Source organism: Desulfobotulus sapovorans DSM 2055 (assembly GCF_059569355.1).
Genome location: NZ_JCANVJ010000007.1, coordinates 68,443 through 90,098, shown reverse-complemented (window position 1 = coordinate 90,098; position 21,656 = coordinate 68,443). Strand labels below are relative to the sequence as shown.

The 21,656-nt window shown below is 50.6% G+C and carries 34 protein-coding genes; all 34 read right to left on the bottom strand.

From position 1 onward, the window contains the following. Nucleotides 1-39: 39 nt before the first annotated feature. Nucleotides 40-933 carry a phosphate ABC transporter permease subunit PstC gene (gene pstC / locus BR04_RS07610; protein ID WP_496355400.1) on the bottom strand — a complete coding sequence of 298 codons (894 nt, stop codon included), beginning with the start codon at nucleotides 931-933 and terminating at the stop codon, nucleotides 40-42. Between the two features lie 91 nt (nucleotides 934-1,024). After that, the gene (locus BR04_RS07605; RefSeq protein WP_496355399.1) at nucleotides 1,025-1,840 is read right to left on the bottom strand and encodes a phosphate ABC transporter substrate-binding protein; all 816 of its coding nucleotides are present in this window, start codon (nucleotides 1,838-1,840) and stop codon (nucleotides 1,025-1,027) included. Between the two features lie 298 nt (nucleotides 1,841-2,138). Further along, a complete protein-coding gene (gene rplQ / locus BR04_RS07600) occupies nucleotides 2,139-2,519 on the bottom strand; it encodes a 50S ribosomal protein L17 (RefSeq protein WP_496355398.1) in 381 nt (126 codons plus the stop codon). A gap of 11 nt (nucleotides 2,520-2,530) precedes the next feature. Beyond that, the gene (locus tag BR04_RS07595; protein ID WP_496355397.1) at nucleotides 2,531-3,559 is read right to left on the bottom strand and encodes a DNA-directed RNA polymerase subunit alpha; all 1,029 of its coding nucleotides are present in this window, start codon (nucleotides 3,557-3,559) and stop codon (nucleotides 2,531-2,533) included. Nucleotides 3,560-3,653: 94 nt separating this feature from the next. Next, nucleotides 3,654-4,280, bottom strand: coding sequence for a 30S ribosomal protein S4 (gene rpsD / locus BR04_RS07590; RefSeq protein WP_496355396.1), 627 nt, complete (start codon nucleotides 4,278-4,280; stop codon nucleotides 3,654-3,656). A 77-nt stretch (nucleotides 4,281-4,357) separates the two neighbouring features. Further along, a complete protein-coding gene (gene rpsK, locus BR04_RS07585; RefSeq protein ID WP_496355395.1) occupies nucleotides 4,358-4,750 on the bottom strand; it encodes a 30S ribosomal protein S11 in 393 nt (130 codons plus the stop codon). A gap of 19 nt (nucleotides 4,751-4,769) precedes the next feature. Next, nucleotides 4,770-5,138, bottom strand: coding sequence for a 30S ribosomal protein S13 (gene rpsM / locus BR04_RS07580; protein ID WP_496355394.1), 369 nt, complete (start codon nucleotides 5,136-5,138; stop codon nucleotides 4,770-4,772). Nucleotides 5,139-5,149: 11 nt separating this feature from the next. Further along, nucleotides 5,150-5,263 carry a 50S ribosomal protein L36 gene (gene rpmJ / locus BR04_RS07575; protein ID WP_496355393.1) on the bottom strand — a complete coding sequence of 38 codons (114 nt, stop codon included), beginning with the start codon at nucleotides 5,261-5,263 and terminating at the stop codon, nucleotides 5,150-5,152. A gap of 28 nt (nucleotides 5,264-5,291) precedes the next feature. Beyond that, nucleotides 5,292-5,510, bottom strand: a complete 219-nt coding sequence (infA, locus tag BR04_RS07570) for a translation initiation factor IF-1 (RefSeq protein WP_139448003.1) — start codon at nucleotides 5,508-5,510, stop codon at nucleotides 5,292-5,294. A gap of 124 nt (nucleotides 5,511-5,634) precedes the next feature. Continuing rightward, nucleotides 5,635-6,954: a preprotein translocase subunit SecY gene (gene secY, locus BR04_RS07565; RefSeq protein ID WP_496355392.1), complete on the bottom strand. Its 1,320-nt coding sequence runs from the start codon at nucleotides 6,952-6,954 to the stop codon at nucleotides 5,635-5,637. A gap of 8 nt (nucleotides 6,955-6,962) precedes the next feature. Next, entirely contained in the window at nucleotides 6,963-7,400 is a 438-nt protein-coding gene (gene rplO, locus BR04_RS07560; RefSeq protein ID WP_496355391.1) for a 50S ribosomal protein L15, read from the bottom strand. A gap of 3 nt (nucleotides 7,401-7,403) precedes the next feature. Next, complete coding sequence (rpmD, locus tag BR04_RS07555; protein WP_496355390.1) at nucleotides 7,404-7,586, bottom strand: 50S ribosomal protein L30; 183 nt, start codon at nucleotides 7,584-7,586, stop codon at nucleotides 7,404-7,406. A gap of 14 nt (nucleotides 7,587-7,600) precedes the next feature. Continuing rightward, the gene (gene rpsE / locus BR04_RS07550; RefSeq protein ID WP_496355389.1) at nucleotides 7,601-8,098 is read right to left on the bottom strand and encodes a 30S ribosomal protein S5; all 498 of its coding nucleotides are present in this window, start codon (nucleotides 8,096-8,098) and stop codon (nucleotides 7,601-7,603) included. Between the two features lie 17 nt (nucleotides 8,099-8,115). Continuing rightward, the gene (rplR, locus tag BR04_RS07545; RefSeq protein ID WP_496355388.1) at nucleotides 8,116-8,478 is read right to left on the bottom strand and encodes a 50S ribosomal protein L18; all 363 of its coding nucleotides are present in this window, start codon (nucleotides 8,476-8,478) and stop codon (nucleotides 8,116-8,118) included. 67 nt (nucleotides 8,479-8,545) lie between these two features. Next, nucleotides 8,546-9,082, bottom strand: coding sequence for a 50S ribosomal protein L6 (gene rplF / locus BR04_RS07540; protein WP_496355387.1), 537 nt, complete (start codon nucleotides 9,080-9,082; stop codon nucleotides 8,546-8,548). A gap of 16 nt (nucleotides 9,083-9,098) precedes the next feature. Then, nucleotides 9,099-9,500, bottom strand: a complete 402-nt coding sequence (rpsH, locus tag BR04_RS07535; RefSeq protein WP_496355386.1) for a 30S ribosomal protein S8 — start codon at nucleotides 9,498-9,500, stop codon at nucleotides 9,099-9,101. A 51-nt stretch (nucleotides 9,501-9,551) separates the two neighbouring features. Beyond that, complete coding sequence (locus BR04_RS07530; protein WP_496355385.1) at nucleotides 9,552-9,737, bottom strand: type Z 30S ribosomal protein S14; 186 nt, start codon at nucleotides 9,735-9,737, stop codon at nucleotides 9,552-9,554. Nucleotides 9,738-9,773: 36 nt separating this feature from the next. After that, nucleotides 9,774-10,313 (bottom strand): 50S ribosomal protein L5, encoded by a 540-nt coding sequence (gene rplE, locus BR04_RS07525; RefSeq protein WP_496355384.1) that lies wholly within the window; start codon nucleotides 10,311-10,313, stop codon nucleotides 9,774-9,776. A 38-nt stretch (nucleotides 10,314-10,351) separates the two neighbouring features. Continuing rightward, the gene (gene rplX / locus BR04_RS07520; protein WP_496355383.1) at nucleotides 10,352-10,678 is read right to left on the bottom strand and encodes a 50S ribosomal protein L24; all 327 of its coding nucleotides are present in this window, start codon (nucleotides 10,676-10,678) and stop codon (nucleotides 10,352-10,354) included. A 31-nt stretch (nucleotides 10,679-10,709) separates the two neighbouring features. Continuing rightward, the gene (gene rplN / locus BR04_RS07515; RefSeq protein ID WP_496355382.1) at nucleotides 10,710-11,078 is read right to left on the bottom strand and encodes a 50S ribosomal protein L14; all 369 of its coding nucleotides are present in this window, start codon (nucleotides 11,076-11,078) and stop codon (nucleotides 10,710-10,712) included. Nucleotides 11,079-11,095: 17 nt separating this feature from the next. Further along, the gene (gene rpsQ / locus BR04_RS07510) at nucleotides 11,096-11,353 is read right to left on the bottom strand and encodes a 30S ribosomal protein S17 (RefSeq protein ID WP_496355381.1); all 258 of its coding nucleotides are present in this window, start codon (nucleotides 11,351-11,353) and stop codon (nucleotides 11,096-11,098) included. Continuing rightward, nucleotides 11,353-11,556: a 50S ribosomal protein L29 gene (gene rpmC / locus BR04_RS07505; protein WP_496355380.1), complete on the bottom strand. Its 204-nt coding sequence runs from the start codon at nucleotides 11,554-11,556 to the stop codon at nucleotides 11,353-11,355. The genes rpsQ and rpmC overlap by 1 nt, the downstream gene beginning before the upstream one ends. Then, the gene (gene rplP / locus BR04_RS07500; protein WP_496355379.1) at nucleotides 11,553-11,969 is read right to left on the bottom strand and encodes a 50S ribosomal protein L16; all 417 of its coding nucleotides are present in this window, start codon (nucleotides 11,967-11,969) and stop codon (nucleotides 11,553-11,555) included. Before rplP ends, rpmC begins: the two co-directional genes overlap by 4 nt. Before the next feature lie 22 nt (nucleotides 11,970-11,991). Further along, on the bottom strand, nucleotides 11,992-12,648 hold the full coding sequence (rpsC, locus tag BR04_RS07495) for a 30S ribosomal protein S3 (protein WP_496355378.1): 657 nt from the start codon (nucleotides 12,646-12,648) through the stop codon (nucleotides 11,992-11,994). A gap of 14 nt (nucleotides 12,649-12,662) precedes the next feature. Next, nucleotides 12,663-12,998 (bottom strand): 50S ribosomal protein L22, encoded by a 336-nt coding sequence (gene rplV / locus BR04_RS07490; RefSeq protein WP_496355377.1) that lies wholly within the window; start codon nucleotides 12,996-12,998, stop codon nucleotides 12,663-12,665. A gap of 12 nt (nucleotides 12,999-13,010) precedes the next feature. Continuing rightward, nucleotides 13,011-13,292, bottom strand: coding sequence for a 30S ribosomal protein S19 (gene rpsS, locus BR04_RS07485; protein ID WP_496355376.1), 282 nt, complete (start codon nucleotides 13,290-13,292; stop codon nucleotides 13,011-13,013). Between the two features lie 46 nt (nucleotides 13,293-13,338). Continuing rightward, on the bottom strand, nucleotides 13,339-14,163 hold the full coding sequence (rplB, locus tag BR04_RS07480) for a 50S ribosomal protein L2 (RefSeq protein WP_496355375.1): 825 nt from the start codon (nucleotides 14,161-14,163) through the stop codon (nucleotides 13,339-13,341). 14 nt (nucleotides 14,164-14,177) lie between these two features. Then, on the bottom strand, nucleotides 14,178-14,465 hold the full coding sequence (gene rplW, locus BR04_RS07475) for a 50S ribosomal protein L23 (RefSeq protein WP_496355374.1): 288 nt from the start codon (nucleotides 14,463-14,465) through the stop codon (nucleotides 14,178-14,180). Beyond that, entirely contained in the window at nucleotides 14,462-15,085 is a 624-nt protein-coding gene (gene rplD / locus BR04_RS07470; protein WP_496355373.1) for a 50S ribosomal protein L4, read from the bottom strand. Before rplD ends, rplW begins: the two co-directional genes overlap by 4 nt. 52 nt (nucleotides 15,086-15,137) lie before the next feature. Beyond that, entirely contained in the window at nucleotides 15,138-15,770 is a 633-nt protein-coding gene (gene rplC / locus BR04_RS07465; protein WP_496355372.1) for a 50S ribosomal protein L3, read from the bottom strand. A 15-nt stretch (nucleotides 15,771-15,785) separates the two neighbouring features. Then, nucleotides 15,786-16,094 carry a 30S ribosomal protein S10 gene (gene rpsJ / locus BR04_RS07460; protein ID WP_496355445.1) on the bottom strand — a complete coding sequence of 103 codons (309 nt, stop codon included), beginning with the start codon at nucleotides 16,092-16,094 and terminating at the stop codon, nucleotides 15,786-15,788. 196 nt (nucleotides 16,095-16,290) lie between these two features. Next, entirely contained in the window at nucleotides 16,291-16,761 is a 471-nt protein-coding gene (rpsG, locus tag BR04_RS07455) for a 30S ribosomal protein S7 (RefSeq protein WP_496355371.1), read from the bottom strand. Nucleotides 16,762-16,782: 21 nt separating this feature from the next. Further along, complete coding sequence (gene rpsL, locus BR04_RS07450) at nucleotides 16,783-17,154, bottom strand: 30S ribosomal protein S12 (protein WP_496355370.1); 372 nt, start codon at nucleotides 17,152-17,154, stop codon at nucleotides 16,783-16,785. Nucleotides 17,155-17,240: 86 nt separating this feature from the next. Continuing rightward, entirely contained in the window at nucleotides 17,241-21,644 is a 4,404-nt protein-coding gene (gene rpoC, locus BR04_RS07445) for a DNA-directed RNA polymerase subunit beta' (protein ID WP_496355369.1), read from the bottom strand. Between the last annotated feature and the right edge of the window lie 12 nt (nucleotides 21,645-21,656).

Here is a 21,656-nt window from a genome sequence, read left to right as displayed (position 1 = left end):
CTCCTGAAATGTCTTCCAAAACCTTATTCCCAGCATTTTTCACAAAGACGCCTCCCCCTTCTGCTGATATCGGTTGGAAATGGCATCGGCCACAAGGTTGAACGCCAGGGTAAACAGAAAGAGCGTGATACCAATGGCAAAAAGTGCATGGTAATGCTCCCCCCTGAAGGGTGCCTCAGCCATTTCCGCAGCAATGCTGGCGGGCATGGGCCGCACAGGATCAAAAATCGATTCCGGCAGCATGGCAGCTCCACCAGCGACCATCAGCACCACCATCGTTTCTCCGATAGCCCGGCTCATGCCCAGAATAATTGCCGTACTGATACCGGAAATCCCTGCCGGAACGACAACCTTTGCAATGGTTTCAAGCGGGGTTGCTCCCAGAGCCAATGACGCCTCCCTCAGGGCTGTGGGAACAGAATACAGGGCATCCTCTGCAATGGAGCAAATGGTGGGGATGGACATAAAAGCCAGCATCAATCCTGCATTGAAAAGGTTCAGGCCTATGGGAATACCAAAAACCTGCTGCAAAAAAGGACCCACCAGCACCATACCGAAAAAACCGATCACCACGCTGGGCAGGGCAGCCAAAAGCTCGACAACAGGCTTGACCACTTCCGCCACACGCCGTGAAGCAATCTCGGAAAGATAAACCGCCGTCATCACGCCCAGAGGGATAGAAAGCAGTGCAGAAAAAACCGTTACGTATAATGAGGCCAGAATGAGGGGAAAAATACCAAAATCTGCGGGATCATCCGTGGGATACCAGTATTTACCAAAGACAAACTCCTGCACACTGACCGTTTTAAAAATGGGCAGCCCCTCCTGAAACAAAAAAAACATAATCAGGGCAAGAATACCGATGGAAACCATGGCTATGCCCAGAAAAAGGCCATATATCGCTTTTTCCGTCCTGTTGCGTGAAACCGCCATGCCCATTTCCTTATTCTGGGTTTCAAAAAAGCGGTGTGCGACAGTATCCGCGCACACCGCAGGGTATTCCCAAAAAACCCTTCCGCCAGAATCAGTAGACGGGAATGCTTCCCGCTTCCTTCACAAGTGCCTGCCCTTTTGGGGAAAAGGTAAAGTTGATGAAGTCCAGGGTGACGCCCTTGGGCCAGCCCCGGGTAAACATGAAAAGCGGACGGGAGATGGGATAGCGTCCGCTCAGCGTATTTTCTTCATTCCCCATGACACCACCAACGGAAACCACCTTGACATCCTTATTCACGTATCCCAGGGCAATATAACCAAGGGCACCCGGTGTCGTGCTGATGGCCTGCACGAGACCACCGTTGGAGGGTACGGTCAGGGCACTCGGTGTTACGCGCTCCTTGTTCATGACAAGATCCCCCCAGGATTCAAAGGTACCGGAAGAAGAATCCCTTGAAATAACAATCACCCGGAGATCCGGCCCGCCCACTTCTTTCCAGTTCCGGATTTTACCCGTGTACATATTGCGGATCTGCTCAATGCTAAGATCCTTCACGGGATTGGCAGGATTCACAACAGGGACAATACAGTCCAGGGCAATACGGAAAGGTACGGGATACGTGCCCTTTTCCACAGCCAGCTTAACCTCGCTATCCTTGATGAAGCGGGAAGAATTTCCAATATCCGTGGTTCCGTCAATGATCGCCTTAATACCATTGCCTGAACCGCCACCTGCCAGGGAAACCGTCACGTCTGGTCGCATTTTCATGTAGGCCTCAGAAAGCTTCTGCGCTACAGGAAGTACTGTTGTCGAACCATTAATTCCAAGCCTTTCCGAGGCAAAGGCAACGCCTGCCATACAGGACAGGGCCAGGACAGTAAAAACAAAAACGGTTTGTTTCAGCATTCTTCCATCTCCTTGCAAAAACATGTTGGGCATTCAGAAAAAAGCCATCCCCACATCGGGGAATATCAAAATTCATGCCGAACTTTAGGTGCCAAATATTCAGGAAAGATTAGGAGAATGTGAGATTTTCATATTGAGAACTTCAGGATACAGAACAGAAGGGAGGATGGAGGAAAAAGATAAAAAAAATGCGTCCTGAAGAAAGACGCATCATTGCACATCAACCATACAGGCCGCATTAAACTTCATCAGATAAAAACAAAAAAGGCCGGAAAAACCGGCCTTTTTTTAAACACCATCAAGCATCCGCAGAAACTGCCGGAACAGGATCAACGAATTCAATCAGGGCCATGGGGGCTGCATCTCCAGGCCGGAACCCGAGCTTGACAATACGGGTATATCCACCGGCACGGTGACCAAACCGTTCTTCGGCTACAGCAAAAAGCTGATGCACAACATCTTTTTCCCGGATAACAGAAAGAGCCTGACGCCGTGCGTGCAGATCTCCCCGTTTGGCAAGGGTTACCATCTTATCAACCCAGCGGCGCAATTCCTTGGCCTTGACATCCGTAGTGCGGATTCGACCGTGCTTAAACATGGAGGTGACCATGTTACGGAACATGGCATCCCGATGACTGGATGTGCGATTGAGTTTTACGCCTGCTTTTCTGTGTCGCATGCTCCGCTCTCCTACTCGTCGTCTTCCTCAGCCGCCTCATCATCGTCAAAGGGTATAAACCCATCCAGCTTCATGCCCAGGGATAACCCCATGTCTGTGAGGACTTCCTTGATTTCATTCAAAGATTTACGGCCGAAATTCTTGGTCTTGAGCATCTCATTTTCGCTCTTCTGCACAAGTTGCCAGATTTTGAGAATCTTGGCGTTCTTCAGGCAGTTCGCACTCCGGACAGAGAGCTCAAGCTCTTCCACATTCCGGTACAAATGCTCGTTAAATTCACGGTTGCCACCCTCTTCTTCCTCAACAAAAGCCTCCGGTGCCACCTCTTCATCAAAATTAATAAAGACAGACAGCTGTTCCTTCAGGATCTTTGCCGCATAGGCGACAGCATCCTCGGGACTCACGCTGCGGTCTGTCCAAACCTCCAAGGTCAGCTTGTCATAATCCGTACGCTGACCCACCCGGGCATTGCCCACGGTATAACGTACCCGCTGGATAGGAGAAAAAACAGAATCAATGGCAAGGGTTCCCACAGGTGCATCCGGATCTTTATTGGCAGCGGCCAAGGCATATCCCTTTCCCGTTGCCACCGTCATTTCCATCTGCAACCGCCCGCCGGGATTCAAGGTCGCAATATGCTGTTGGGGATTCAGGACAGTAACCCGCCCATTATCCGAAACAATATCGGCAGCCGTAATCGCCCTGCCTTCTACCACATCAATACGGAGGGTCTGTGGATCCAGATCGTCCGTTTTCAGGCGAACTTCCTTGAGGTTGAAAATGATCTCGCTGACATCCTCCAGCACATGGGGTACCGTGCTGAATTCGTGCATCACATCTTCGATCTTGACGGAAACGATTGCTGCACCATGGAGGGAAGAAAGAATAGTCCGCCGAAGGGCATTACCGATGGTCGTCCCGAAACCTCGCTCCAGGGGTTCGAATACAAATTTACCGTATTCTTCCGTAGTTTCCACCTGGATCTTGTCGGGCTTGATCATGTCCCTCCAGTTGACATACATAAGCTCGTTTGATGACATATGGCCTTATCTCCAATCGGTTCAGAGGATGCCCGATCCGGTTCGGGAAACGACAACCGTACCCGCCCGGTCATGAGACCGAGGATGACGGGGCCTACTTGGAGTACAATTCAACAATGAGCTGCTCCTGAATCGGTAAAACAATATCCTCACGTACCGGAACAGACTTCACAGTACCCTTGAATCCGCTCTTATCCAGCTCAAGCCACTGCGGAATCCCCCGACGAACCACAGCATCCATGGCATCACTTACAGCCTGAACCGTGCGGCTTTTCTCACGTACTTCAATCACATCCCCCGCCTTTACGACAAAAGAAGGGATATTGACACGAATACCATTCACCATAAAATGATTATGACGGACAAAGTGGCGGCCCTGAATTCTGGAATTCACAAAGCCCATACGATATACCACATTATCCAGACGGGATTCCAGGTGCATCAGAAGATTGATGCCGGTGATACCCTTTTTCTGTTCTGCCTTACCAAAGGTAAGACGGAACTGTTTTTCAGAAAGACCGTAAAGACGCTTGACCTTCTGCTTTTCACGAAGCTGTACACCATAGTCGGAAACTTTCCCCCGACGCTGACCATGCTGACCCGGTGCATAGGGTCTGCGGTCAAAGCTGCATTTGTCCGAAAAGCAGCGATCACCCTTAAGAAATAATTTCATGTTTTCACGTCTGCACATCCGGCAAACGGAACCGCGATATCTGGACAAGGTATCCTCCTTCAAAAACTCAGCACTTGCTACTATGGATTACCGATGCCCGCCTCTAGCCGGGCCGGACGTCTCGTTTATACCCGGCGACGCTTGGGGGGACGGCAGCCGTTATGAGGAACGGGCGTGACATCCTTGATCATGGTCACATTGAAACCCGTACCCTGAATGGCACGCAAAGCAGACTCCCGTCCGGCACCCGGCCCCTTGACATAGATTTCAACATTCCGCATACCATGTTCCTGGGCTTTTTTTGCAGCATCTTCAGCAGCCATCTGGGCAGCGAAAGGTGTACTTTTTCTGGAACCCTTGAAACCCATGGCACCGGAAGATGACCAGGAAACGACACCACCGACGGCATCGGAAATGGTAACAATGGTGTTGTTAAATGTGGATTGAATATGCACAACACCGGTGGATATATTCTTTTTGACCTTCTTCTGTTTTTTGGCAGAACGTGCTTTGGCCATAATCTATTTCATCTCCTGCTTATTTTTTCTTCTTGACGGCCGCTCTTCTCGGGCCTTTCCGCGTCCGGGCATTAGTCCGGGTACGCTGTCCGTTAACAGGCAGTCCCCTGCGATGACGAAGTCCCCTGTAACAGCCGAGATCCATAAGCCGCTTGACGTTCATGGAAACTTCAGACCGAAGTTCCCCCTCCACCTTGAATTCCCCGTCAATAACCTTCCGGATGTCATTGATTTCATCATCCGTCAACGCATCGACCTTGGTGGCGCCATCAAGTCCCAGGCCGCCGACAATTTTAGATGCACTGGTTCTGCCGATACCATAAATATAGGTCAAAGCGATATCCACACGCTTCTTTTTGGGAAGATCCACACCTGCAATTCGAGCCAAAGTATCCCCCTTTACCCCTGCCGCTGTTTATGCCGCTTGTTTTCACAGATCACACGCACAACACCCTTGCGTTTGACGACTTTGCATTTCGGGCAAATCTTTTTTACCGAAGCCCTGACTTTCATGGAATACTCCTCATTTCTGAACCGGTTTCTATTTCGACCGGTAGGTGATCCGTCCCCGTGTCAAATCATAGGGAGACAACTCAACCGTCACCTTATCTCCGGGTAAAATTTTGATAAAATGCATACGCATCTTTCCGGAGATGTGTGCCAAAATCTCATGCCCATTTTCGAGGCGCACACGAAACATCGCATTGGGCAAGGTCTCTACAACTTCGCCCTGCACCTTGATTGCATCTTCCTTGGCCATTCATCCTCCTGGACACCCCAAAGGCGCCCGCATCACGCAAAGACCCGATAATATAGCACCACGCACTTACCGAAGTCCATACTTATTTCCCGGCTCCCTCTTCATGGATGAGAACCGGGCATGATCATCCGCGGCGCCCTCGGATCCTTCCAGCCTTCTTGTTCAGGAACCCTTCATAGTTTCTCGTGATCATGTGGGACTCCATCTGGGCTACCGTGTCCATGGAAACCGCTACCACAATGAGCAGAGCCGTACCACCAAAATAAAAAGGCACGTTAAACTGGGTAATCAGGATGGAAGGCAGAACACAAATTGCTGAGACATAGGTCGCTCCGCTGAGGGTCAAACGCGTAAGCACCCTGTCAATATAATCTGAAGTGCGTTTTCCGGGACGAATACCCGGAATATAGCCTCCGTTTTTACGCATATTTTCTGCAACATCCTCGGGATTGAACACAATCGCCGTATAAAAAAAACAGAAGAAAAAAATAAACAAAACAAAAATAATTTCATACAGAACACCACCCGGATGAAGGGCATCCATCACCCCCCGCATCATGGGCAGATCAATAAAACTGGCAAGGGTTGCTGGGAACATGATTATGGAAGATGCAAAAATCGGAGGAATGACACCTGCTGTATTTACTTTCAAAGGCAGGTGGGAAGTCTGACCCCCATACATCTTATTTCCAACCACCCGCTTGGCATAATGCACAGGAATCCGTCTCTGCCCCTGCTCTACAAAAATGATGAAGCCCACAACGGCAACCATCATGACAAGAAGCAAAATCACGAGGAATATTCCCATTTCTCCCGTTTTCACCAAGCGGAAGGTGTTTCCTGCGGCAGCAGGCAACCCCGCCACGATCCCAGCACAGATCACAAGGGAGATACCGTTGCCGATACCTCTCTCCGTAATCTGTTCACCCAACCACATAATAAAGGCTGTTCCAGATGTCAAAGTAATCACCGTCATAAGACGGAAACCCCAACCCGGATCCAGGACAACGGCTCCGCCCCCCGGTGAGACCATATTCTCAAGACCAATACTGATTCCCATCCCCTGAATAATACTGAGGAGAATGGTACCATAACGGGTATACTGCGTAATCTTCCGCCGCCCCTGTTCCCCTTCCTTTTTCAAACGTTCAAGATAGGGAACCGCGACAGTCAAGAGCTGTAAAATGATGGAAGCACTGATATAAGGCATAATCCCGAGGGCAAAGACCGACAGTTGTTCCAGAGCCCCCCCGGAAAACATATCAAACATGGCAAAAAGCGTTCCCTGGGTTTTTGCAAAAAGCGCACCCAGAGCTTCCCGGTCAATGCCAGGGGTCGGGACATGCACCCCGATGCGGTATACCACAAGCATCATAAGGGTAAACAGAACCCGCCTTTTTAATTCAGGAACCCTGAAAATATTCTGAAAGCCATTACCCATCATAAGATCATCTATCCTTCGACTTTGCCACCCGCCGCCTCAATTTTGGCTTTGGCAGCCTGACTGATCCGGGATACCTGCACGGTCAAGGGTACGGAGACATCTCCTGTACCAAGAAGCTTGACACCATCTTTTACCTGTTTAACAAGACCCGCTCCAAGCAGTGTGGCTTCATCCACCAGAGCATTGGCCTCAAATCCCGCAAGATCCGAAAGGTTAATGATGGCAAACTCTGATTTAAAAATACTTGTAAAGCCTCGCTTCGGAAGGCGGCGATGCAAAGGCATCTGACCACCTTCGAAGCCAGGCCGGACACTGCCGCCGGAACGGGCTTTGAGACCCTTGTAGCCACGTCCTGCTGTTTTTCCATTTCCGGAAGCAACGCCACGCCCCTTACGTTTACGTTTTTGGGTCGAGCCTTCCGCCGGAGAAAGTTCATGAAGTTTCATTGGCTACACCTCCTCCACCTTCACCATGTGGGCGACCTTAGTGATCATCCCAAGCACAGCCGGGTTGGATTCAAGGGTCACCTTCTTATGCATTTTGGTAAGCCCCATGGCCCGCAGTACCTTGCGCTGCTTTTCCGGCTTCCCTACCATACTCCGTACCAACTCAATATTCAGCTTGGTTCCCATTGTGACATTCCCCTTTACAGATCTTCAATCCGCAGTCCCCGTCGCCTGGCGACATGGGCGGGACTTTCCAGTCTGCTGAGCCCCTCAATGGTGGCTTTCACCATGTTATGGGGGTTGTTGGAGCCAAGGCATTTGGTCAAGATGTCCTTCACACCCACGGCTTCAAGTACGGCGCGTACGGCACCACCTGCAATCAGTCCCGTACCCTGAGAAGCGGGCTTGAGCAATACCCTGCCTGCACCGAATCTCCCAACCACTTCAAAAGGAAGAGAACCTTCGGCCGTCAGATGAACTTTTACCATGTTCTTCTTGGCCTGTTCCACACCCTTACGAATGGCTTCGGGAACTTCTCCAGCCTTACCCAGCCCCCAGCCGACCTTGCCTTCACCATCACCGACTACCACAATGGCGCTAAAGCTGAACCGACGGCCGCCCTTGACCACCTTGGCAACGCGGTTGATATACACAACCTTGTCGATATACTGTTTTTCACCCGTGTCTTTTTTAAACAAGGCACAGCCTCCTTACCTTAAAATTCCAGGCCCGCTTCTCTGGCGCCATCGGCTACGGCTTTTACCCGGCCATGATAAATAAAGCCATTCCGGTCAAATACCACCTTGGTGATACCTCCGGCCATGGCACGCTCCGCGATCTTTTTCCCAATAACTTTGGCCTGATCCTGCTTGGCTCCGCCCTCTTCTGTGAGAAGATCCTTTTCCACGCTGGAGGCAGATACCAATGTGCGGCCCTCGCGATCGTCAATCACCTGAGCGTAAATATGCCGGGCGCTTCTGAACACGCACAATCTTGGACGATCGGCGGTTCCCTGAAGTCTTTTACGAATGCGGATTTTTCTTTTCAACCGCGTCGTTTTTTTGGAATTGCTGCTCATTCCTCAAATCCTCTTTGGTTTCGAAACGTCCCACTACGGCCCCGCTGGGCCTGGGCCCGATCCGTCTTTACTTGGCGGACTTACCAGCCTTGCGGATAATATGCTCATCCGCATACTTAATGCCCTTGCCTTTATAAGGTTCCGGTGGGCGGACACTGCGGATTTCCGCAGCCACCTGTCCAACCTTCTGCTTATCAATGCCGGATACCGTAATATCATTGTTCTTTTCTACGGAGAGAGCAATCCCTTCCGGAATTCCATACTCTACAGGATTGGAATACCCCACATGCAGGGCAAGAACGTTTCCTTTCAATTCAGCACGATAACCAATGCCGTTAATCTGCAGAACTTTTTTAAAACCTTCGCTTACACCTGTGACCATATTGGCCACCAGTGCACGGGTCATCCCCTGAAAGGCTGCACTCTGACGATCCTCCTGAAGGGCCTTCACATGAAGAACCTGATCCTGGATATCAAGATCCACTGCAGGGTGGATTTCACGCTGCAGTTTCCCTAAACCGCCTTCTACGGTCAGCACACGATTGACATAGCTGACCTTTGCCTTAGCCGGAAGCTGGATTGGCTTTTTTCCAATACGTGACATGATCTCTCCTCAATTCCTACCAAACGTTGCAGAGCACTTCGCCGCCCACATTCTCGGTTCTGGCCTGCTTGTCGGTGAGAACCCCCTTGGAGGTGGAAAGAATCGCTATACCAAGTCCATTCAAAACGGGCTTGATCTCACCGGCCTTGGCATAGGTCCGACAGCTGGGCTTGCTCACGCGGTCAATACCGTAAATTACATGCTTCTGACCATCCGTATACTTCAGATAAACCCGAAGGACGCCCTGTTTGCCATCGTCAACACTTTTAAAATTCTTAATATAACCCTGCTCCTTCAGAACCCTTGCAAGTTCTATCTTGATTGTAGAGCTGGGCATATCCACACTGGCGAATTTCGCCTTCCCGCCATTCCGAATGCGGGTCAGCATATCCGCGATGGGATCAATGATTGCTGCCATTTTTATTCTCCGTTATCGTCCCTTGATTCCGTTCCAACACCGGCCGTTCGTTTACCAGCTCGATTTGGTCACCCCGGGCAACAAACCTTCGGATGCCATCTTCCGGAAGCAGATACGGCAAAGGCCGAATTTCCGGAGAAAGGCTCTGGGGCGACCACAAACAGGACAGCGATTGTATGCACGCACCTGGAACTTGGGCTTACGATTTGCTTTTGCGATCAAAGATGTCTTTGCCACTTTTTCCTCCTAAATTACCCTCCGGAAAACCCGTCATCAGTTCCGGAAGGGCATCCCCATGAGCCGGAGAAGTTCCTTTGCCTCCGCATCGCTCCTGGCGGATGTCACAATGCACACATTCAACCCCTTGACCTTGTCAATCTTGTCATATTCAATCTCAGGAAAAATAATCTGCTCCCGGATACCCAGAGTATAATTACCATTCCCGTCAAAAGCCTTACCGGAAACCCCTTTGAAATCCCGTACACGAGGCAATGCCACATTGAGCAGCCTGGCCAGGAAATCATACATACGCTCTTTGCGGAGGGTCACAGTACAACCGATGGGCATTCCCTCCCGCAGTTTGAAGGCCGCAATGGACTTCTTGGCACGGGTAATCACCGGTTTCTGACCAGCAATCCTTCCCATCTCAACAGCCGCAGAATCCAGAATCTTGCTGTTCTGTATCGCTTCACCCAGTCCCATGTTCAGTACAACCTTTTCAATACGGGGTACCTGCATGGGATTTTTATACTGAAAAACATCTTTCAGCTGGGGAACAACCTCTTCCTCATATTTTTTCTTCAAATATGCCATTCCATCCTCCGGCACGATCCTGAATCATCCGCCCCGTATCAGGCATCAATGTTTTCGCTGCATTTTCCGCATACACGGACTTTTTTTCCATTTTCCAGTACTTGCATACGGATGCGGGAAGATTTCATGCAGTGATTGCACATCAGCATCACGTTGGACAAATGAATCGGAGCTTCCTTGTCGATGATCCCGCCCTGCCGGTTTTTCATGTCCGGTTTCACATGGCGTTTCACCTTATTGATGTTCTCTACAATCACCCGGCCATCCTTGCGGATCACCCTGAGGACCTTGCCGATTTTTCCTTCATCTTTACCGGCAATAACCTTGACCTTGTCATCTTTTTTTATATGCGTTTTTACATTCATCACGGACTCGCTTCTCCTTGTGGCCTGCCGGTTAGAGGACCTCGGGCGCCAGGGAGACAATCTTCATGAAACGCTTTGCACGCAATTCCCGCGCAACAGGTCCGAAGATACGGGTGCCAATGGGTTCTCTGTTGTTGTTGATCAAGACAGCGGAATTATCATCAAAGCGGATTTTAGAACCATCCGGCCGATGAATCTCCTTTGACGTCCGGACAATCACTGCTTTCTGAACATCCCCTTTTTTAACTTTGGAATTGGGGATCGCTTCCTTGACAGATACCACAATTACATCACCGACGCCGGCATAGCGTCGTTTGGATCCTCCGAGAACCTTAATACAGTAAACCTCTTTGGCCCCGGAATTGTCTGCCACCGTAAGTCTGCTTTCAGCCTGAATCATGGCGATCTTTCCTTATATCAAGCCGTTTTTTCAACAATTTTGCTGACACGCCAATGTTTTGTCTTGCTCAAGGGGCGGCTTTCAGAAATCAGCACCCTATCCCCCATCTTACAGGCGTTTTCCTCGTCATGGGCCTTATATTTCTTGTGTACCTTCACGTACTTTTTATACAGCTTGTGCTTGACAACCCGCTCTACCAGAACAACAACGGTTTTATCCATTTTGTCTGATACCACGGTTCCAAGCTGCTGCCGTTGCATTCCGCGTTCTTTCATTACGAATCCTGCCCCTTGGATTTCCGTTCCTGGATCACCGTCATGACACGGGCAACCCCCTTTTTAATCTGACGGAGGGAAGCCGTATTCTCAAGTTGGGCCGTTGCATGTCGGAAACGCAGGTTCAAATGCTCCTGCTTAAAATCCTTCAGTTTGGCCTCAAGCTCTCTCATGTCAAGCGATCTCAATTCACTTACTTTCATTGCCAATCGCCTCTTTCTACGAATCGGGTTTTGACCGGAAGTTTGTAAGAAGCCAGGCGCAAGGCCTCCATGGCCTTCTCCCGGGTTACCCCTTCCATTTCATAAAGAATGCGTCCGGGCTTGATAACGGCGACCCAGCTGTCATGGGGTCCCTTACCCTTACCCATACGGACTTCTGCGGGCTTTTTGGTGATAGGCTTGTCCGGAAAAATACGGATCCACATCTTACCACCACGACGAACGTGGCGGGTCATGGCAATACGTGCAGATTCAATCTGACGGGAGTTGATATAGCCACATTCAAGTGCCTGTAAACCAAACTCACCAAAGGTCAGGGTCGCCCCCCGCTGGGCGGTACCCTTCATTCTGCCGCGCTGCTGTTTCCGGAATTTGAATCTCTTGGGACTCAGCATGTCTCAAAACTCCTGAAGCGACCTACCGGGCGGCAGCCGCCTGAACTTTGTCCTTGCTCAGAACTTCGCCTTTGAAAATAAAGACCTTCACCCCTATCTTGCCATAGGTAGTGCTGGCTTCGGCGAAACCGTAATCAATGTCCGCCCGAAGGGTATGCAAAGGAATTCTTCCTTCTTTATACCATTCAGTTCGGGCCATTTCCGCCCCGCCCAGACGACCGGAACAGATAATCTTCACACCTTCTGCACCAAAACGCATGGCGGAAGAAACCCCTTTTTTCATGGCTCGCCGGAAAGCCACACGACGCTCAAGTTGCTGGGCCACACTTTCAGCCACAAGCTGGGCTTCAAGTTCGGGCTTACGCACTTCCTGAATGTCAATGAGCACTTCCTGAGAAACCACCTTGCCAAGATCTTTTTTCAGCTGGGCAATCTCCGCACCCTTTTTACCGATAACAATACCGGGGCGAGCCGTAAAAATACGCAGCCGAACGCGCTTGTTTGAACGTTCAATCTCAATTTTTGACACACCTGCATGTCCCAGGCGCTGTTTCAGGAATTTACGAATCTTGAAATCTTCATAAATGAAGTCCGCATAGTTTTTACCTGCATACCAGCGGGAGTCCCAAGTTCTTATGATTCCCAATCTCAGTCCAGTCGGATTTACTTTCTGACCCAACCTTCTCCTCCTTCCTAGGCCGTCTTATCGGCGACGATGACCGTAATATGACTGGTCCGCTTCAGAATCCGGGAACCTCTCCCACGGGCACGGGGCCGGAATCTCTTAAGGGACGGCCCCTGATCCACGTAGACATTCTTAATATAGAGGGAGTCAACGTCAATTTGCTGCTGGTCCGCATTGGCTACGGCAGACTTCAGCGTTTTCCCCAGAATCCCTGCGGCTTTCTGTGGCATAAAACGCAGCACATTCATTCCCGCATCCACCGGCTTCCCTTTTACGGCATCGACGATCATACGGACTTTCTGAGGAGAGATGCGTGCATACCGGGTAACTGCTTTAACCTCCATCTCCGCCATCCTTTACTTCTTCAGTTTGGATTTCTTATCCGCAGCATGACCATAGTAGGTACGCGTCGGCGAAAACTCGCCCAATTTATGTCCCACCATATTTTCCGATACAAAAACCGGAATAAATTTCTTGCCGTTATGGACAGCCATTGTCAGGCCAACCATTTCAGGAAGGATGGTGGAACGCCGCGACCAGGTCTTGATCACCTTATTACTTCTGGCTTCCTGCGCAGTAACAACTTTCTTAAAAAGACTCTGGTCCACAAACGGACCTTTTTTCAGCGACCGAGGCATGAAAAAATTCTCCCTGTGCACCGGTTTTTACCCCGGTGTTAGACGGTTACTTGGAACGCCGTCGTACAATGTACTTGTCGGTGGCCTTGTTCTTGCGAGTTCTGTACCCTTTGGTCGGCTTGCCCCAGGGCGTACAGGGATGACGTCCACCGGAAGAACGGCCTTCACCACCACCCATGGGATGATCCACAGGGTTCATGGCCACACCGCGAACACTGGGTCTTATCCCCAGCCAACGGGTACGACCCGCCTTGCCCAGAGCAATGTTGGAATGCTCCTTGTTGCCCAACTCACCAATGGTGGCTTTGCAACGAAGCAGTACCATACGAACCTCGCCAGAAGGCAGTTTCACCAAGGCATAGCCATCTTCCTTGGCCATGAGCTGGGCAGATGTACCTGCTGAACGTACAATCTGACCACCCTTACCTATCTTCAGCTCAATATTGTGGATCTGGGTACCCAAGGGAATATTGGCCAGCGGCAACGTGTTGCCAGGACGGATATCCGCAGCCTCCCCTGACTGTACCGTATCCCCCACCTTGAGGTTCAAGGGCGCAAGGATATAACGTTTTTCCCCATCTGCATAGTGCAGCAGTGCAATACGTGCGGAACGGTTCGGGTCATATTCGATGGCAGCTACCTTTGCCGGAATATTCTCCTTGTCCCGCTTGAAATCCACAATACGATAATGCCGTCTGTGTCCCCCCCCTTTATGCCGACAGGTTACCCGTCCATGGACGTTCCTGCCTCCGCTCTTCTTGAGGGTACACAGCAGACTTTTTTCAGGCGTGGTTTTGGTAATCTCGTCAAATGCAGAGTATTCCTGTTCTCTGCGACCCGCCGATGTAGGCTTTACTTTCTTAATTGCCATTGGATGCCCTCTGCTTATACGCCGTCAAAAAATTCGATTTTCTCCCCAGGCATTAACGTGGCAACCGCTTTTTTCCAGTTTTTCCGCTTGCCCACAATTCTGCCGCGCTGTTTGATCTTGCCCTTTACATTCAGGGTGTTCACGGACAGAACCTTTACGTTAAAAACCGTCTCGATAGCTTTTTGAATCTCGATGCGGTTTGCCTTAGGAGCCACCTCGAAGCTGACCTTACCGGCCTCTTCAAGAAGGATGTTGGATTTTTCCGTGTTCAGGGGACGAACAAGAATATCATGGGTATTCATGATGCAAACCTCCCTTCGATACTCCGCACTGAAGACGGAACAAGCAAAAGATCATCGTAACGGAGGATATCATAGACATTCAGTCCCTCGGTCTTGAGAACCTTTACACCAGGAATATTCCGGGCAGAAAGAACAAGATTCCGATTTTCCTCACTGATTACAATCAGTGCTTTCCGGGTCTCCAGAGCCTGCATCACAGCAACAAAATTCTTGGTTTTGATGCTGTCCAGCGTCATGTCATCCAGAACCCTCAGGCTGTTGCTCTTCAGCTTGCTGCTCAAGGCCATTTTCAACGCCAGTTGACGGACTTTCTTAGGAAGATCGTAGCCATAAGATCTGGGATGGGGGCCAAAAACAACTCCACCACCTCGCAGAAGCGGAGACTTAATATCCCCCCGGCGTGCACGCCCAGTTCCCTTCTGACGGAAAAGCTTACGGGTAGAACCCTTGACATCGGACCGGTTCTTGACACACGCAGTCCCCGCCCGCCTCTTTGCAAGCTGCATTTTAACCACATCATGCAGCACAGCGGACTTCACTTCCACATTGAAGACGTCATCAGAAAGTTCCATTTCCGAAACTTTCTCGCCTTTTATATTTTGAACATCAACGACAGCCATGGTGTTTCCTCATCATATCCAAACGCCGCAGTCCCGACGCGCCGGACGGAAGCTATTTTTGAAATTTCCGCTTCTTGATCTCGAGGATTCCGGCTTTATGACCGGGGACTGCGCCCTTGATCAGGAGGAGGTTTTCCTCGGGGCGGATATCAACTATCTGAAGGTTTTTGACGGTTTTATGATCCACCCCCATATGCCCGGGCATTTTTTTCCCCTTGATAATACGGGAAGGCCATGCAGAACATCCGACAGAGCCGGGTTCACGAACATTATGGGAACCATGACCAGCGGGGCCACGGGTGAATCGATGTCGCTTAATGGTACCGGCAAAGCCCTTGCCCTTGGAAGTACCGACGACATCAACAATATCGCCCACCTTGAACAGATCTACCGTAATTTCCTGGCCAAGACTGAACTGTGAAGGATCTTCAACGGCAAATTCCTTCAAAACAGAAAAGCAGGCTTCACCAGCCTTGGCAAAATGGCCCTTCATGGGCTTGTTGACACGCTGCTCTTTTTTCGGGCCAAAAGCGACCTGCAGCGCATTGTAACCATCGGTTTCCACCGTCTTTATCTGGGTAACCACACAGGGACCGGCCTGGACGACGGTAACGGGAATCAAATTCCCATCCGGGTTGAAAATCCTGGTCATCCCCAGCTTTTTTGCGATCAGTCCTTTGCACATGATCCAAGCTTCCTCTTACAGTTTAATCTCCACGTCCACGCCGGGAGACAGATCCAACTTCATCAAAGCATCGACCGTCTGCTGTGTCGGCTCCAGAATGTCAAGCATTCGCTTGTGCGTCCGGACTTCAAACTGCTCCCGGGATTTCTTGTTGACATGGGGAGACCGGAGAACACAGAACTTATTTATGCTTGTCGGAAGCGGAATCGGACCGACTATCTTGGCACCCGTTTTTTTGGCGGTGTCCACGATATCCAGCGCAGACTGATCCAACAGCTTGTGGTCGTAGGCCCGCAGCCTGATTCTGATTTTCGTGTTCATCATAGTATCAAATTTTCCATTGATGTTTCTGTTTGCCTGTAACGGCCTTTCCACACAGACTCCCCGGAACGCCTTCTCCTGAAACGTATACAAGGGATCCGTACCTGGCCGCTGCCCGCGGATTCTTCCTTATCTTTCTACCGGCCTGCTTTACCTTCCCGCTCAGGGGAAACCGGCTTTTCCGCTGAAAACCTCCCGGCTACCACCGGTAGTGGGCAAAGGCCTTATTCGCTTCGGCCATACGATGGGTATCTTCACGCTTTTTCACCGAAGCCCCACGCTTATTTGCCGCATCCAGAAACTCTGCCGCAAGACGCCCTGCCATGGATTTTTCACCCCTGGCACGGGAATAGGTAATCAACCAGCGGATTGCCAGAGCTGTACGACGCTTAGGACGGATATCCGTTGGCACCTGATAGGAAGCCCCCCCGACGCGCCGGGATTTAACCTCCAGCATGGGCTTGACATTTTCGAGAGCCTTTTCAAAAACTTCCAGAGGTGCTTCTCCAGTTTTTTCGGCCACGATGTCAAAGGCATCATACAGAATGGATTCGGCTGTACTTTTTTTACCATCCCGCATCAGCTTATTAATGAATTGACTCATGAGGACACTGCCATACTTTGCGTCCGGAATAACCTTGCGCTCCGGAACTTCTCTTCTTCTGGGCATTCCCTATACTCTCTCTTTTCGTCACTTGGGTTTCTTTGCACCGTACAGAGACCGGCTCTTCTTCCGATCCGCAACACCCAGGGTGTCCAGCGCACCACGAACGATGGAATAACGCACACCCGGAAGGTCTTTTACACGGCCGCCTGCCACAAGAACAACGGAGTGTTCCTGAAGATTGTGCCCCACACCCGGTATGTAGGCTGTAACTTCAACACCTGTAGTTAACCGAACCCTTGCAACCTTACGAAGGGCTGAGTTCGGTTTCTTCGGCGTTGTGGTATAGACACGGGTACAGACACCCCGCTTCTGCGGCCCGCCCTTCAATGCCGGCGTACTGACTTTGGCGACCGTACGCTGACGGCCTTTCCGGACGAGCTGGTTAATGGTTGGCATATTTTCTTTCTCTCCTTTCCAATGGACCAAACACCATTACGACAAAATGTTTATTTTTATACATATGCGGCAGACTTGTCAACTGCCTATTCTTCTTCTTCCACAGCGACAATATCTTCCACCATGGAAATATCCAGATTTCGATAGGCTTCTATACCTGTTCCTGCAGGAATCAGTCGTCCCATAATCACATTTTCCTTCAGGCCACGAAGATTATCCGTTTTTGCCCTGATGGCAGCTTCGGTAAGAACCTTGGTCGTCTCCTGGAAGGAAGCCGCTGAAATAAAACTCTCTGTGGAAAGCGAGGCCTTGGTAATCCCCAAAATAAGTGGTTCTCCCTGAGCAGGAACACCACCCTTGGCCACCGTATCCCGATTCACCCGCTCAAAAACCTGGCGGTCAATATTTTCTTCCAGGATAAAATCCGTATCTCCAACTTCCATGATCTTCACCATGCGCATCATCTGACGGACAATAACCTCAATATGCTTATCATGGATACGTACCCCCTGCAGGCGGTACACTTCCTGCACCTCATCCACAAGATATGCTGCAAGGGCAATTTCCCCCTTGATATTAAGGATATCCTGGGGATTTACAGAGCCACCGCAAAGCTGCTCTCCGGCGCGCACATAGTCTCCGTCATAAACATTAATATGCTTTCCACGGGGAATCAGATACTCTCGCTTTTCACCCACATCCACGGGCTTGATACTCACCTTCTGCTTGCCCTTGACACCTTTTGCAATGGTAACGTATCCATCAATTTCACTTAAAACCGCTGTTTCCTTAGGCTTCCTAACCTCGAAAAGCTCTGCGACACGTGGAAGGCCCCCGGTAATATCCTTGGTTTTAGTCGTCGCACGGGGCAACTTTGCAAGAATATCGCCTGCCTTGACCTCATCCCCTTCCTCAACCATGAGAACCGCCCCCACAGGCAGGAAGTACCGGGCCATACCGGATCCCGTCGGCAATACTGCGGTTTTACCACTTTCATCCCGGATAGAAATACGGGGCCGGATATCTGCCAGCTTGGATTCCATAATGGTTCGGCTGGCCTTGCCCGTTACCGGGTCTACCTGTTCCTGCATGGTCTTCCCGGAATAGATATCCGCATACTTCACCACACCGGCAACTTCCGTAATGATCGGCGTGGTAAAGGGATCCCAGGCTGCCAACAGATCACCGGGCTTTACCCTTTCACCATCTTCAACCTTCACCGTGGCACCATAAATAACCCGATGGCGCTCCAGCTCACGCCCCGTATCCCCCACAATGGCAAACTCACCACCACGACGGTTCATGACAACCCGGTTTCCATCGGCATTGGCCACCACCTGGATGCCATCAAAACGAACAATACCTTCCATACGGGCTTTTAAATCCGCCTGTTCCACCCGCCGGGATGCCGTACCACCGATGTGGAAAGTACGCATGGTCAACTGAGTTCCCGGTTCTCCAATACTCTGCGCCGCAATAATTCCCACAGCCTGACCAATTTCCACAGGGCGCCCATAGGCCAAATCCCGGCCGTAACATCTGGAACACACTCCCCGGTCTGCAAGACAGGTCAGTACAGATCGAATTTTGAGCGTGTTGATACCCGCATTTTCTATGGTTTCAAGAACCTTCTCATCAATTTCGACATTGGCAGGAACAATAATTTCATCTGTGAAAGGATCCAGAACATCTTCCAGGGTCACACGTCCAAGGACACGCTCGCCCAAACGCTGAATCACTTCCCCCCCTTCCGTGAGGGCCTGCACCTCAATACCATGCACGGAACCACAATCAATTTCCGTCACCGCACAGTCCTGGGCCACATCTGCAAGACGCCGGGTCAGATATCCGGAGTTGGCCGTTTTCAAAGCCGTATCCGCAAGACCTTTACGGGCACCATGGGTGGAAATAAAATACTGAAGTACCGTAAGACCTTCCCGAAAATTTGCCGTAATGGGGGTTTCAATAATCTCCCCTGAGGGCTTGGCCATCAGGCCACGCATCCCCGCAAGCTGGCGCATCTGATCTTTAGAACCTCGGGCACCGGAGTCCGCCATCATAAATATGGCGTTCATGCGTTCTATAACGCCCCTCTCACTGTCCTCCAGTCGACGGGGCCGCTTCATGCCTTCCATCATGGCATTGGCAATGTCATCGGTTCCCTTGGCCCAGATATCCACAATCTTGTTGTATTTTTCACCCTGGGTAATGAGGCCTTCTGTGTACTGACGGTTGATCTCCGCCACCTTGTCCTCAGCATCCTTCAACATGTCCCACTTGTTTTCCGGTATGATCATGTCATCAATACCGATAGAAAGGCCACCTTTAGTAGAATTGCTGTACCCGAGATCTTTCAAACGGTCTGCCAGAATGACCGTACCTTTAGGCCCCAGGTTACGGTAGGCATAGTCCACCAGCTTGCGAATGGTTCCCTTATCCATGACCTTGTTCACAACGGAAAAGGGAATTTCCATCTGCCGCTCGACCACTTCAAAAAAATGATACCTGCCCCCTTCTTCCATGGCCTCACTCTGGGTACCGGGTTCCATGGCAAAAAGATTCTGAACAGGCTCCCCTTTTATCCCGAAAATACGGATAAACTCCTTGGGATCCAGGAAACCGATATAGGCATTATGATAAAGATCCCCACTCTTGGAATATCGCTGGGCGACTTCCGTAAAACGTGTCCCTTCTGCAAGCGCCTGCGATACCGCATCCCGATCCGCCGCATTGGTCACCATAATGTGGTTAAAGCTCGATACCATGGCATCAGGAATAATTTCCCAGAGCAGTACCCTGCCTACCGTGGTATCCACCCGTGAGCCGTCCTGCAAACGCACAACGATACCCGCATGCATGGATACGGCACCCGCATCATAGGCTTGACGAACTTCGACAACATTGGCGAAAAGCGTCCCCTCCCCCTTGGCCCCGACAATCTTCTGGGTCATGTAATAAAGTCCCAGTACAATGTCCTGAGTAGGGATAATGATGGGCTCTCCATTGGCAGGACTCAGAATGTTGTTGCTGGCCAGCATCAGCACCCGAGCCTCTATGTGAGCTTCCACAGAAAGGGGAAGATGCACAGCCATCTGGTCACCGTCAAAGTCGGCGTTAAAAGCCGTACAGACCAGCGGGTGAAGACGAATGGCCTTCCCCTCAATCAAAACCGGCTCAAAGGCCTGTATCCCCAAGCGATGAAGGGTAGGCGCACGGTTGAGCATGACGGGATACTCGCGTACCACTTCATCCAGAGTATCCCAAACCTCCGGTGTTTCTCTTTCCACCATCTTCTTTGCACTTTTAACCGTGGAGACCAGACCTTTTTGTTCCAGATGATGATAAATAAAAGGTTTGAACAGCTCCAGAGCCATTTTTTTAGGCAGACCGCACTGATGCAGCCGTAGATTGGGGCCCACAACAATAACCGTACGGCCGGAATAATCCACGCGCTTGCCTAAAAGGTTCTGGCGGAAACGCCCCTGCTTGCCCTTCAAGGTATCGGAGAGAGATTTGAGGGGACGCTTGTTGGTACCCGTCACCACACGACCATGACGGCCATTGTCGAAAAGAACATCCACGGCTTCCTGCAGCATGCGCTTTTCGTTCCGGACAATAATATCCGGTGCCTTCAGATCCATCAGGCGCTTTAAACGGTTGTTGCGGTTAATCACCCTGCGGTACAGATCATTAAGATCCGAGGTGGCAAAACGTCCCCCTTCCAGGGGAACCAAAGGACGCAGATCCGGAGGCAGAACCGGAACAGTTTCCATAATCATCCAGACCGGGCTTACCCCGGAATTCCGGAATGCGTCCACGATACGCAGGCGTTTGGAAAGCTTCTGGCGTTTTGCGACGGATGTGGTCGCTGAAATTTCTTCTCGGAGCTGATGAAAAACCGCATCCAGATCCAGAGTTTCCAGAAGGCGCTGAATCGCCTCCGCACCGATGCCAGCTTCAAAGGCTGACTGACCGTACAGATCCTGAGCCTCGTAATATTTGTCATCGGAAAGCATCTGGAGCCGTGAAAGCCCTGTCTCTTTGGGATCAATCACCACATAAGAATCAAAATACAAAACCTTTTCAAGATTTTTAAGCGTAATATCCAGAAGGTTCCCTATTTTACTGGGAAGACTTTTCAAAAACCAGATATGGGCCACAGGACAGGCCAGTTCAATGTGTGCCATACGATCCCTGCGCACCTTGGACTGAATAACCTCGACACCACACTTTTCACACACCACACCCCGATGCTTCATGCGCTTGTATTTGCCACAATTGCATTCGTAGTCCTTCGTAGGACCAAAAATCTTGGCGCAGAAAAGACCGTCCCGCTCCGGTTTGAAGGTTCGGTAATTGATGGTTTCCGGCTTGGTAATTTCACCAAAAGACCAGTCCCGAATGGTCTGGGGAGAGGCGAGGGAAATCTGAACACCCGAATATTTTCTCGGATCTGTAGGCTTGGCAAAAAAATCGTACAGGGTTTCCAAGTGTCCCTCCTC